Origin of the sequence: Enterococcus sp. AZ020 (genome assembly GCF_050499205.1) — a bacterium.
Lineage (GTDB): Bacteria > Bacillota > Bacilli > Lactobacillales > Enterococcaceae > Enterococcus_L > Enterococcus_L dunnyi.
In genome coordinates this window covers 3,211,438-3,225,129 of sequence record NZ_JBIPAT010000001.1, presented here as the reverse complement: position 1 = coordinate 3,225,129, position 13,692 = coordinate 3,211,438, and the positions used below count along the sequence as shown (strand labels likewise).

At 38.1% G+C, this 13,692-nt stretch carries 11 protein-coding genes; 1 reads left to right on the top strand and 10 read right to left on the bottom strand.

All coding sequences use genetic code 11. The annotated features are described in order from the left end of the window. Positions 1-131: 131 nt before the first annotated feature. Entirely contained in the window at positions 132-758 is a 627-nt protein-coding gene (locus tag IGI58_RS15470; protein WP_429952685.1) for a hypothetical protein, read from the bottom strand. After that, positions 742-1,392 (bottom strand): hypothetical protein, encoded by a 651-nt coding sequence (locus IGI58_RS15465; protein WP_429952686.1) that lies wholly within the window; start codon positions 1,390-1,392, stop codon positions 742-744. The genes IGI58_RS15470 and IGI58_RS15465 overlap by 17 nt, the downstream gene beginning before the upstream one ends. 206 nt (positions 1,393-1,598) lie before the next feature. Between IGI58_RS15465 and IGI58_RS15460 the strand changes: the two genes are divergently transcribed. Further along, complete coding sequence (locus tag IGI58_RS15460) at positions 1,599-2,234, top strand: hypothetical protein (RefSeq protein ID WP_429952687.1); 636 nt, start codon at positions 1,599-1,601, stop codon at positions 2,232-2,234. An 88-nt stretch (positions 2,235-2,322) separates the two neighbouring features. On the opposite strand, the gene IGI58_RS15455 is transcribed toward IGI58_RS15460, so the two are convergent. From IGI58_RS15455 to mngA, 8 genes are all read right to left on the bottom strand, one after another. Beyond that, positions 2,323-3,144: a MurR/RpiR family transcriptional regulator gene (locus IGI58_RS15455; RefSeq protein ID WP_429952688.1), complete on the bottom strand. Its 822-nt coding sequence runs from the start codon at positions 3,142-3,144 to the stop codon at positions 2,323-2,325. A gap of 113 nt (positions 3,145-3,257) precedes the next feature. Further along, positions 3,258-4,538, bottom strand: a complete 1,281-nt coding sequence (locus tag IGI58_RS15450) for a PTS sugar transporter subunit IIC (protein ID WP_429952689.1) — start codon at positions 4,536-4,538, stop codon at positions 3,258-3,260. Between the two features lies 1 nt (position 4,539). Further along, positions 4,540-6,072: a DUF4127 family protein gene (locus IGI58_RS15445; RefSeq protein ID WP_429952690.1), complete on the bottom strand. Its 1,533-nt coding sequence runs from the start codon at positions 6,070-6,072 to the stop codon at positions 4,540-4,542. Between the two features lie 5 nt (positions 6,073-6,077). Then, positions 6,078-6,866: a Cof-type HAD-IIB family hydrolase gene (locus IGI58_RS15440; protein WP_429952691.1), complete on the bottom strand. Its 789-nt coding sequence runs from the start codon at positions 6,864-6,866 to the stop codon at positions 6,078-6,080. Continuing rightward, on the bottom strand, positions 6,866-7,555 hold the full coding sequence (locus tag IGI58_RS15435) for an N-acetylmannosamine-6-phosphate 2-epimerase (RefSeq protein WP_429952692.1): 690 nt from the start codon (positions 7,553-7,555) through the stop codon (positions 6,866-6,868). Before IGI58_RS15435 ends, IGI58_RS15440 begins: the two co-directional genes overlap by 1 nt. A 342-nt stretch (positions 7,556-7,897) precedes the next feature. After that, positions 7,898-9,016 (bottom strand): glycerate kinase family protein, encoded by a 1,119-nt coding sequence (locus IGI58_RS15430; RefSeq protein WP_429952693.1) that lies wholly within the window; start codon positions 9,014-9,016, stop codon positions 7,898-7,900. A 58-nt stretch (positions 9,017-9,074) separates the two neighbouring features. Further along, on the bottom strand, positions 9,075-11,666 hold the full coding sequence (mngB, locus tag IGI58_RS15425; RefSeq protein ID WP_429952694.1) for a mannosylglycerate hydrolase: 2,592 nt from the start codon (positions 11,664-11,666) through the stop codon (positions 9,075-9,077). 13 nt (positions 11,667-11,679) lie between these two features. After that, positions 11,680-13,590, bottom strand: a complete 1,911-nt coding sequence (gene mngA, locus IGI58_RS15420) for a PTS 2-O-a-mannosyl-D-glycerate transporter subunit IIABC (protein WP_429952695.1) — start codon at positions 13,588-13,590, stop codon at positions 11,680-11,682. Positions 13,591-13,692 lie beyond the last annotated feature (102 nt).

Below are 13,692 nucleotides of genomic sequence, written 5' to 3'. Positions count from 1 at the left end.
TCTAGAAATAAAAAAACAGACTGAAAATCATAAAACATGATTTCTAATCTGTTTTTTTATAATATTGAATAAATTTTCTTCATTCAAAAATAATTGTAATAATTATTGGTATCAAGTCATTCTTCTATCCTTTATTGCGGTACATGTGCTACAACTTCAAGGAATACGTCTCCCATACCGCTTAACCTTGTATAAGCTGAACTATACCCTCTACCATTTCCAGCAGTATTTTTAGTTGCATAAGCAAAACCTGTATTGTAACTAAACGAGTCTGTCGTTGGATAACCGTAACCCGTTTGTTGGATAATCGGTCCTCGATAAGTCACATATCGATTCGTGATAAATACAGAAGAGCTCGACTTTGACCAATTTCCTGAACAATTTGATACCTGTACTTGATTACCGGAAAAAGAATAAGTAATCGTCACGCTGGCCGTTACTATCCCATTATTGCTCGTTCCAGTCTGTGATGCCCGAGTACCATAGTCGTCGGGTAATGAAAACTCAGCTTCAACCGTTCGTTCCCTATATTCATGCCCTAGTTTTGTTGTAAAAGTTTCCAATGCAGGTTTATCTGAAATTGCTGTGATTTTTACCTCTTTAGAAAGATCTTCCAACGTCTCCATATTTGTCATTCTTACCTCGACATCATTTTCTAATGCTCGATCGATTTCTGCTGCATAACCTATCTGTCCCGGAATGCAGATCAGAATTGGTAGCGAGAAAAAAACTAGAAATCGTTTATTTATTTTCCTCATTACTTTCATCTCCTCTCGCAGTTCTTGGATAGACAATACTCGTTAGTCTATATTGAGTCATCCCACTAGCTCCACCTGTAGCCGCTGAACTGGCATATGCTCTTTGCGTCCCACCGTAATTTGTCACATACCCCCAACCAGTACTATAGTAGACATAACTATTACTAGCAGGTGTTCTTTGTAAAATATTAACTCCAAAGGGTGCTGATAGAACAAATGATCGATCATAAACTGACATCAAACTGCTGTTTAGCGTCCAACTACAACCACCACCATTGATCCTTATTGTCTGACCAGAGACATCATAATCGATCAATACATAAGCTTTGGCCACACCGTATTGGTCTGAAGTGTTCGTATTTTGAGCTCTTAGATTCTGATCTTCTGGAACTGAGTATGATACTTCTATTTCTGAAATGTAGTTCTCTTCAAATGGATTGATGCTCTTTTTTATTCCTTCTCTTGTTTTTACATCAGTAATTTCTAAATTGTCCGTAAGCATTTCACCCGTAGTTAAATCCTGCATACCAATTTCTATCTCTAATCCTTCAGGCAGTTCATCCGCCTCAGCATTCAACGCTAAATTCAATCCAAAACAAACAAATATCAATGAGGATAATATAATTTTTTTCATGGTTCTCTCTCCTTATAGATTTTTAAGAAAGCGCTTTCTTCAAGTTAAAAATATCATTCTCTATCAAACATATCAATATTTTTTTATTTTAATTTTAAATATATATTTAATTTCTCACTATAATAATATTTTTTTTACATTGCGATTATTTTTTTATTACCGTATAATAAAAGAGAGGACTCTACATTTGCAAGGAGGAGATTTTAATGAAAAAGAAATCGTTTGTTTTACTAACTTCTATGCTGATAATTGCAATTGCCCTTACCTTGTATTTCACCTATCAGAATAAGCAATCAGAAAACGTTGTCGTTCATCAGGTTGAAATGAATGCGTTACCAAAAGAAGCTCAAGCATTGAATACTGCTCTAATCTCTGAAGGAGCAAAAACTCCAACATACTTTACACTCACGAATTCTTCAAACACTTCTATCTATGCAGTATTATCAAGAAAAAGAGTTTTAAGCACTCCTTCAAAAAATAATGAATTCCAAGACTTTTTACACTTTCCAAATAATAAAAATGAACAAGTTTCAAGTACGATACAAAATAATCTATTATTAGTCATCTATAACAAAGGTTCAGATTTACATGAACGTTTAACCTTTGCGAATGAAACTTCACTTTTTAACTCCACTAGCTCCAATACCGAAAAGAATTTTTCTAGCTTTATCCCTAACATCCAATCAAACACTAAAAAAGGCACTTCGTTAGGATATAGCATTTTTACAGATAATGAAGAGCTTATCAAAAAAGTCAAAAGTGATCCTAACAAAATTGAACAGTTGATCTCCGAGGACGACATTGTTTATGAATATAAGGTGACAGTCAATGAGACTCAGTAATAAATCATTTTGTTTTTAATTTAAAAAGAGGGAAAACTTATTTTTTGATAAGCTTTCCCTCTTTTTTAAATATGACAAGTCCAACCGTTTAATTTATGCGATTCATCAACGCTTCATTACGCTTCATACGTAGCTCATGATAATGATCAGGAGCAAGCTTGACTAATTCTTTAGCCAATACATCGATAATGAACATTTGGTTGACCATCGCCGCAAATGAACCCGCATCCGAAATATATTCTTTAGATGATCCAATTAAGACTAGATCGCTGATTTCAGTTAGTTTAGAGCCAAGATAGTTTGTTAATGAAATAGACTTACATCCATGAGATTTAGCCATCTCCACATTGATGATCACTTCATTCGTATTACCAGAGGTACTGATAGCAAATGCTAAATCATCTTTTGTCATCATCGTTGCATAAATACTTTGTAGTTGCCCATCTTGAACAAACTCGACCCATTTTCCTAAACGCTTCAAGCGATTACTTAAGTTCATTCCGACAAGACCTGAATTTCCCACAGCAAATATATAAATACGTCTCGCCTCATGGATAGAAGTAACAGCTTTTTGAATTTGATCCTCTTTTAAAAAGCCCATCGTTTCAGCTAAACTATCGACATATTGTTGATAGATGATTCCCTTCTCACCATCACTTTCTCTACTATCCTTTTTGATGACAGTTGCTTGATATTTAGCTAAAGCCAGCTTCAAATCTTGAAATCCAGAAAAACCGATTTTTCTAGCAAAACGAACAACCGTGCTTTCACCCACACTTGCCATTGCAGAAATTTCATTGATCGATAAATGTTCTATTTCATCAGGATTACTTAAAATCAATTGAGCAACTTTCTTCTCAGACTTACTTAACGATGGAAAAAAGCTGCTGATCATTGCTAATAAATCCATATTACGTCCTCCTCTTTATAGCTTGATTATATCAAACTCGATTCAAATCTCCAAAAGAGGAAAGAAACTGAAGCAAACGCTGATTTTTAGTTTGGTTTCACTTTTTTTAATGATCAAGCACTTTCTTTGTTTGTCATGAAAACGAATGGTAGATAAATCAAGACGCCGATGATCAATAAAACAATTTGTAACAGTGCTGCGCGCCAATCACCATTCGTAGCCAAATAGCCTGAAAGAATCGGCGGTGTGGTCCAAGGAATCAACACAGAAGTTTTAGCGATCAAACCAATGCTTGTCGCAAAATAAGCGAGCCCTGTAGTGACCATCGGAACAATCACTAACGGAATGCCTAGCAAAGGATTGAAAACGACCGGTATCCCAAACATCAGCGGTTCACTAACATTGAATAAGGAAGGAATCACACCAACTTTAGTAATTGAACGATAATCTGAACGTTTAGAGCCTATAAAAATAGCGATAACTAGACAAATCAACATTCCTCCTCCGCCCATCCAGCCGAAAGCATCTAGAAATGGTTTAGTGACGATGTTCGGTAATTCTGTATTGTTTTTCAATGCGTCCATATTTTCCTGGATCGCAGTCATCATGATTGGTTCCCCGATCGAACCTAAAATAAACGTCCCATGTAACCCAAAAGCCCATAAAAGGTTACTTAGAAAAACATAAACCAACAGTCCACCGATCGATTGAAAAGACGCAACCAATGGCGCTTGGAAAAATTTCGTAATGATCGTTGGGATATCCGTATGAGCGAACCAAACGATCATTACTTCTACAAGTCCTATGATCGTTGTAACTAAAAAGGCTGGAATCAGTACATTGAATGACTTTGCAATCGATGGCGGAACACTCTCATGCATTCTAATTTTCAGCGCATTCATTTTTGAAAATTTTGAAAGAAGGGTGACAGAAACCAAGGTTGCAACGATGGCCAAAAACATTCCCGTCGCACTTGTCTGCGCTTGTGTGAATGCTGTGGCTGTAAAGGTTTCTCCGTTACTATCTGTAACAATATTTTGAGCAGGCAAGACAAGGAAGAAAGCTATCACACCCATCACCGCACCAAACAGCCCTTCTTCTTGGTAGCTGATCGCTAATTTATAACCAATCGTCGCAGCAATCAAAATCGCTAAAATTCCTAATGAAGAATTATAAATTTGATTCCCTAAGTCCATCCAACGAGCAGCACCGCTAAAATGTTTCAACAAACCGTTGGATGGACTCAATACGAGATTATTGATCAACACCCAAAAAGAAGCAATGATCGTAACTGGTATCAAGGCCACAAAACCATCTCGAATCGCCGCAATATGCCTCTGACTAGAAAACTTATTTGCAACGACCAACATTTTTTCAACTACGTTTGATTTCATTTTATTCTCCCTCCGTCACTCTTACTTGACAGTTTATTTCAAACATTCGATTCCAAGGTGAAGACATTTCTGTAAATTCAATCTGCTTTCCTTTAAGAGATTTCTTTAAATAACGTTTTTCTAAATGATTCATTGCACTCTCGACTTTCATTAGTACCACTTCAACTTGATCTTTCAAATCAAAATAGTTTGCATCGATCTGAGGTAAAAAATTCTCAGTGACGTCCATACGAATGAGTGCTTGATACAAGATATCTTCAAATAGACTTGAATACAAATTATTCATAAGTTGTGAATGATCGACCTGCTCATCGATCATCGCCAACGCCCCTAATGCACTACCTAAGGAATTACAATTTGTATTCCATGCCTTGTAAACAGAAAGTTGATTGACTAATCCCTGTTTATCTAAAAGTTGAAGCAATTCACGATCTCCGCCATTTGCGTATGCGCTATCACATATTCCAATAATTTTCCCCGAATTTGCCGCACAAGCAATCTCATCAACAAAAGTCAAAAGATGACGATACGAGTCATAAGTGACGTCTTTATTTTCAAGCTGATCCCATGATTCCTGCATTACTTTTCCTGGAGTATTATACGCTAAATAATAATCAGCAGAGTCCTGATTTTTCGTCAATCTCATCCCCGCAGCCATTATGTGAGCTTTTAGACTTTCATTGATGATTCGATCTTCGTATAGCGGAACGATTTCAGGACCTAGTGTTGAAGAAAATTGAACGTACACAGTAGGTATTTTATTTTTATACTGATTATAGGCTCTAGCTAATAAAGTAAAACCAACTTCATCTGCCCCTGGATAAACCATGATTTGATCTTTTAAGTTTTTTTCATCAATGGCATGATAAACCTTCTTTTGATCCATTGCAGTATAGCCGTAAGCTGCTGAATCATCTTGCGGGATCACAAGAAAATCGATCACGCCTTCTTCCACAAGTCGAATATTTAAAAGATTTACGTGAACGTTGAACGAACGACGATCTTCATAATCCTTGATGATTGCCTTTGGGATCTCTTGTTTCAGATGCTCAAGCTCCAAATTTTCATCTGCATCTAAAAATTCCCTAGTTTTTTTGTCCAACAGCCAGCCATAGCGAAAAATTCGTTCACCGTATTCTTCATAATACTCCGGTTCCTCATCTGAACTATTATATTTTGGTGTTCTCATGATCAAATTGGACGCATAAATTTTTAATCGAGGATTCGTTTTCTTTAACGATCGTATTCTTTTCTCATACGTTAGCAATGCAGCTTCTTTTAACTCATGTAATCTGGAAGCAAGCAACCCTCCATAAAGAACCATTTCTGTTGATATAACGGCTGCATCACTATTTTTTGCCGCTTCATCAATAAATCGCCAAATAGCATCAAGATCACCCGACTTCTTTTTATTTCCCATCCTTTCTTTTGGCAACATCGTACACTGTATCTCTTTAGAAACTGCTGCTGCATTCAGCGGATAATCTGCATTGCACGGTCGCTCATCTAAAGGAATATAAACGATTTTCAGCATTTTTTTCACCTTCCTTTATACATTTCGTCAATGATCACTCCAACATTCTCTGCGTAAAAATCAGCCTGCTCTCTTATTGCCGCCTCTGCCTGTTGGACAGCATAAGAATTTGGTGTCACATGAAACATGGACACATCACTTTCAGCATCTCCCGCAGTATAAACATTTTCACGTTCTAATTGCAATTGCTGAATGATTCGTTCCACCGCTTGTCCTTTCGATACTTTTTTTGAAAAGATTTCTAATGAATTGGGACTAGTCATGACAATGTTGACAGCATCTTCTCCTAACTCCTCTTCGACCTTTTCACGAATTTCCTGAAATTGTTGCTTTTCTCCAAACGTAAGATAGATCGTTGGATTTTTTTCTTGTTCCAGAACAAAATTCTCCAGATTCTCAATAATGATCGATGAATCAACAAACTCCGCAATATCTTTAGGATCTCTCGGACTAGGAAAAAGACGGTTTGTAACATTAGATACTTCCGTACGTAGTCCCATACCAAAAATAATCCTGTTTAAAGTAATGATGTATTTTTTGGGGATCGTTTCATAGTACAATTGTTCACTTTTGTCATAAATCACAGCTCCATTTTGGCTAATTCGATATTCACTTTTGAAGCCTAGCTTGTCTTCGATATAGCGAATGTCTGTATCCATCCTGCCTGTGCAAACAACAAAATGTCCACCGTCTTCACAAAACTGTTTTATTTTTTCTAAACTAACTTCATCAATTGCTCCATTCGCATCTAGCAATGTGCCATCAAGGTCACAAACCAATAATTTATCTTTCATCATTTTCCATCCACTGCCTTATCTGCTGCTTCAACATAACGCTTTGTGATCAATTGCGGTCTTGTGATGATCGAGCCAACCACAACAGAAAATGCACCTAACTCAAGTGCTTTAGTCACTTGTTCTGGAGCATCTGTATGCCCTTCCATAATTACTGGTACATCAACTTGCTGAACGATCTCTTTAAGTAGATCAAAATCAGGCGTGTCCGTTTTTCTAGAATAAGATGTATATCCAGCCAATGTTGTTGACACTAGATCAAATCCATCCTTCTCCGCTTGCAATGCTTCTGACAATGTGGAGATATCTGCCATTGCTAATCTCCCTGATCGATGGATCCGTTCGACTAAATCACTTGCTTTTTCATTATCCGGTCTTGTTTGCTTCGTTGCATCTAAAGCAATGATTTCTACTGAAGTCGTCAATAGCTCGTCAACTTCTTTCATTGTTGGCGTAATATACACATCTGAATCATCATAATCCCGCTTGATAATACCGATTACTGGCAACTCTGTTTGTTTTTTGATCTCATTGATATCAGTTACTGAATTGGCTCTGATTCCCTTTGCACCACCTTCTTCAGCAGCTAGCGCCATTCTTCCCATTATAAACGAGCTATGCAGGGGTTCATTCTCCAACGCTTGACAAGACACGATCAATTTTCCTTTCAATGCTTCTAATCGGAACATTTTTTCACCTTCTTTATATTTATGGTGTAATTTTACATTATTTTCTATTTTTTGTAAATGTTTTTCTTTATTTTGAGGCTATAATTTTTAGACCCTTGATTTCTAAAGGTTTTTATCGTCTAATGAGCTTTCGAAAATAGAAAAATATAGTGGTTACAAAAAAAGTTCGAGACAAACACTAGAAAACAGCTTTGTCTCGGACTCTACTTCTTAACAAGTGATAGCAAAAACCAGATTTTCCGGCAATTTTACAATAAAGGAGCAATACGCTATGCGTATTGCTCCTTTATTGTCCCCTTAAAATGAAAAAATATATTCTCTTCTAATCTTAAACCAAATAAACTATGTTAATAGAAAAAGAAGTTTTTTCGTTCTTTCTGCTGCCTGACGCAGATTTTGTTCAGCATACATAAGCGCTTCAGTCAAAGTTGATACCTCGTTTACGATCGGAATGATCACTGATAGTCCTGCTTTTTCAAATTCGTCAGATTCTCCTTGCATCGCACCTACAAATACGAGAACGGGAACTTGATGCTTTTGCGCCATTGCCCCGATACCTACTGGGACTTTTCCCTGTAAACTTTGGCTATCGATTTTTCCTTCACCTGTAATAACCAGATCGGCTTGTTGGATTATTTCTGGTAAATGAGACTGTTCAGCGATCAGGTCCAAACCAGATACCACTTTTGCCTGCAGGATCGTCCGAAGAGCTAATCCAATCCCACCAGCTGCGCCATCACCTTCTTGTGACTCTGCTCCTTCCAATAATAATTTACTATAATGTGTCATCTCTTCTTCAAAAGCAGCTAGCTCATTGCTTTGTAGCCCTTTTTGCTCTCCAAATAAATAGACTGCTCCTTTTTCACCTGTAATCGTACTTTTTACATCTGCAGCAACGATGATTTCAAGCTCTTTTAACATCATTGGCATTTTTGGGGTTTCTACTCTGGTGATTTTTTTGAAATTACGAGGAATCGGTGAAACCAATTGATTTTGCTTGTCGAAAAATTCAACGCCTAGACAGGCTAATAAACCGATTCCGCCATCGATCGTTCCTGTTCCGCCTAAGCCAATAATGATTCGCTTGGCTCCTTTTTGTGCTGCAGAAAGAATTTGTTCGCCCAAGCCATAAGAATTGGTATTGTGGGGATGTGTTCCAGATGTCCCCTTTAAAAATTGGATCCCGCAAGTCGCTGCAGATTCGATCACAGCCGTTTTTTCTTCTTTCAGCCAACCATAGTCAGCTGTTATTTCATCGCCTAATAAATTATGACACTTAACTGATATTACTTCCCCATTAGCATTTGTTACAAAAGCCTCTACCGTTCCTTCCCCGCCATCAGCAATTGCAACTTCTGTGACCTCTAATTTTTCATCTCTAAAAACTTCTGCCACAATTTGATTCGCTTGCTTGCTCGTTAAGGAGCCTTTCATTGAATCGATCGCCGTCACAATTTTCATTTTTTCACCCTCTTCTGCAAAGAAACTGAACAGCTATATTAGCTGTTCAGATACTCATTTATTTTTTGATGCTGACTGTCACTACTTTATTTGCACCGATTTGTTCAGAATCATTTTCCAAGATGAGCTCCTCGTTTAGTTGATAATGAGCTGGTGCTTGAACATCTTTTAACCTTAAACTTTGATCATCTTTAGCTGGATTGAAAAATCTCGCTAAAAGGTGCGAGCCCTCTTCTGCTTTTTTGACTACACTTAAAATAAGTGTATCATTTTCTTGACGGAACAGCGAATAACTTGTTGGCACCTGTAACATTGAAGAGTTCAGTTTCATTGCATTATACCCCATCTGATTATAGGCTAAAATTGGTGTTAGGTATTCTTTAGCGTATTTTGCTGGATTCGCTATTTCGATCGGTTCATTCGAAAATAAAAGCGCAAACTCTAACTTAATTGTTTTCAACATTTGCGAATCAGGAGTCGCCAGTTTGATTCCTGAGGGTCTTCCTGGACGACGCACTAAATTTTCTTTCCCCAACACACCAACGCTTCTAAACAATGTGATCGCTAAGCAATCATAGTGTTCACCGATGACTTCATACTCTCTTGAGCTATTTGTTAAAACGGAGACTGTTCGCTCACTATTTGTTAATGAAACGTTCGTCAAAAATGGATAGATCGCATCCGGACGTTCATCCCACTCTTCTTTTTGCCAAAACGCCATCGCTTCATCGATCACTGATCGTTCAACTGTTCCAAATTGATTGTCTGCGATCGAAAAACTCGAAGCAATTTCTGTCGGCAATAATAGACGCATCCGATGATCTTCACATTGATTATTTACTTGAACAGACAGCTGGAGAATTGGCTGATTTTCTATCGCTTGAATGGTAAGTTCCAGCCCGATTTTCCCTGTCGCCTTTCCACTTTTGCGTTCTTCGAGATTTTTCGCTAATGACCACTCATAAGAAATATGCATCGAGCTTGCAAATAAACTATGCTCATAAGAGATATTTGCTGTGACTTCATCTTTTGATAGACGAGGTCGATCATTTTCTAAGGGTGAAAAATCATACTCATCACCATCATCCGCTATATCTTCCACTGCAAGAATATCTTTATATTCCTGATTATTTCGTTTATCAAGAACTGTTATTGTGCCATTAGGATTACCGAAAATCTTGAAATACTCCGTATCTATAAATTCTTTTTCAGTCAATTCCGATTTTGGAAGACTTTCTGCTGTTTCTATATACACTACTTCATAGCCCATTGCTGGTAATTTTTTTTCAAAGCAAATCGTATATTTAATAAATGGTTCATAGTTCCCGTAATGTACGATCTGTCGGTCGATCAATCCTGGATCGATTATTTCTTGCTGAATGATCTCAAAAGGAAGATTTTCCCCTCGATCATTCACTAAATGAAGAGCTGAACGTTTGGAAATAATCTCCGTTGTTACAACTTCAGTTCTTTCATAAGGCAATAGATTAAACAATATCAGTTTTTCTGAGTCCTCTTTATCAGGCGTACTCTCTGAAATTTTTCGTTGATAAAATTCGATCAGACGATCCGTACGTTCCTCAGCATTGATAAAACGTGCCATGATTTCAAAGTGCACTTTATCCGAACAACAGCAGCCGATACTATCATGTGCATGATTTTTCATGATCTCTTTCCAGATTCCTTCGATCAATCCATGATGATATTCGTGCCCTAGTGAATAAGCAATCGCTGCTAGTGGTTCTAAACTGTTCGTAAGCTTGTTTTCAATGCGCGCATTCGCTGCCTTGATATCCATTCTTGTCGAAAAAATACTTCGATGAACACGACTATATTTCCCATCAATAAATTCCCCTTTGACCGTTGGTAAGTCCGTCTTCTTCTCTAAAATATCAAACACATTCTCATAGCGGCTAAGGAAAAATTTTCTTTCGGGATATAATTCTTCAAGCGTTTGAATCACTTGGAAAATATTCTTTTGAATCGGCATTTGATCGTGACCATTTGGAATAATTTCTTCATTACTTGTTGCCCCATGATCAAGAACGCTAAAATACTTGTCCATTCGTTCTTTCAAAGCATTTTTATCTTCCGGAAGATACTTTCCGATAGCATATCCTAATGGAAATAGTTGGGTCAGAACCTCAGAACCGTCATTTCCCTCCCAATAAAATTCGGTTTTGTCTGTGCCATGACGTTCAGAAATCCCCCGCCAAAAAATCGCTCGTTGAATATTGAATCCATTTAAAATTTGCGGCATCTGCCCGCTTTGACCAAACGAATCCGGTAGATAGCCGATCATCATTGGATCACCCAATTTTTTGCTGTCCTTGATGCCATAGAGTAGATTCCTGACGATCGATTCTCCGCCTACAACTAGTTCGTCTGTTTGGCTATACCATGGACCAATGATCAGTTTTCCAGCTTGAACAAGCTTTTTGACCCGCTCTTTTTGATCTGGGCAAACTGCAAAATAGTCTTCTAAAACAGCTGTTTGTCCGTCTAATACGTAATAGGGATATTCTGGATCATTTTCTAACATCTCTAAAATTTCTGCCATATTATTCACTAATAAAATTCTAGATTCCTCTGTTGAAAAATACCATTCTCGATCCCAATGCATATGGGGCACAATGTGTACATTCTTCATAAATTTTCTCACCTTATCTATTTGCTTGTTTTCGCAATTTATGTTGTCTTGTTACAATCAATAAAATAGTAGAAACCGCCGCACCTAAAATTGCTGCACCTAACCAAATGAACGCACCCATTACACTGCTATAGTCACCTTCCAGTAAAAACATCGAGAAAATCCCTGCTCCTGGAACATTCAAACCAAGTCCCGTATAAGCAACGATCGCCCCAGTGATGATAGAGCCTCCAATAAATGAACCAATCACTCGAATCGGATCGCCCATCGCAAACGGGATCGCTCCTTCAGTAATTCCCGCTAAGCCTAATAACCATGTTTGATTGCCGATTTCTCTTTCTTGTTCAGTAAATAAATTTTTCTTCAATAAGCACGCTGCGGATAAAGAAAATGCAGAAACCATTTTAACCGAAGCAAATGTACAATAAGGAATAAAATTACCATTTGACATCGCCGCAATACAAAATGCATAAGCAGCTTTATTGACAGGTCCACCCAAATCGAATGACACCATCGCTCCTAATACAGCGCCCAGCAATAACGCATTCGTTCCTTGCAAAGTATCTAACCAACCAATCAATCCATTATTGATTGCTGCAACTGGTTTTCCGATAAGAAAAAGCATGACCACACCAACAACCAGTGAACCGATCACTGGATAAACCCAAAAAGTCACAAAGCCTGAAAAAACACCTTTAGCCTGAATATTTTTCTTCATCCAGTTCATCAAGAAACCAGCCAGTAAACCGGCCAACATCCCGCCAAGAAATCCACTATTGATCGTCATCGCAGCTAAACCACCAGCGAAACCTGGGGTCAAGCCTGGTTTATCGGCAATCGAATACGCCATATACCCTGCCAATACAGGAATCATCAAGCTTCCCAATAATCCGCCACCAAGCCCTTTTAGTAAAAACAGCCAACTACCTTCAGCTGCAGCCATCTCCTGCAACCCAAATAATTGAGTGATCAACACTGCAACCGTTGAAATCATTCCGCCTGCAATGATGATCGGAATAATATAGGAAATTCCTGTTAAAATTGCATCTTTTATCTGCTGACCAATCGATTTCTCTTGTTCATCAGTATCGTCAAAATCTGCCACATCATCTCCACTAGGTACATAATTCTCTGCCTTATCCAATAGTCGCTGAACGACTTCATCAGGATGTTTGATCGGCTCTGCCACTGTGGTATCGACTTTAGGAAGCTTCGCAAAGCGCTCCATTCCTTTAAGAGACACGTCATGAGCCAAAATAATTCCCACTGCCTCATTGACTTCTTTTGCTGTGATCCGATCTTCCATTCCTTTCGCACCTTGCTTCTCGACCCTAGCCTGATAGCCAAGTCGGTTCGCTGCTTTGGTGATCGCCTCAGCAGCCATATAAGTATGTGCGATGCCTGCAGCACAAGCTGTGATTCCTAAGATCAATCCTTTGTCCCCTTGAGAAACCGTTGTAACTTCGTCTGATTCATCCAGTAAAGTCAACATCTCAGAAGCAGTTACTGCACGCTTAAATCGTTCTAAATAATCATGATCAGAAAGTCGACCTGCTAGCTTTGCAAGAATATCTAAATGAGTGCTGCCTGCTTCTGCCTCCGGAATTGCCAACATAAAGATCAACGATACTTGATTCGTAGGATCCAAACTAGGATAATCTGCTAACGGCTCCTTCAATCTCAGTATCGCAAACGACGCTTCCTTGACTGCTGAAGATTTTCCATGTGGAATCGCCAGCCCATTTTCAAACCCCGTCACCGACAATGCTTCTCTAGCTTGAACTGCTGCTAAAAATTGCTTAGGATCTGATACCTTCCCTTGTTCATAGAGTTTTTGCGTCATAAATCCAAAAACTTCTTCACGTGTTTTAAAGGATGCTTCTAAAAAAATAAGTGCTTCTGACGTTGCGTGTGCTAGATTCATATTCTTTCCTCCTCCTTATGGCTAAACTTTAGCACTATTTAGGCTCAGAACTTTGATTTTTAAGAAAAATAAACCCCTTTCATTCTTTTGAAAGAGGTTTAT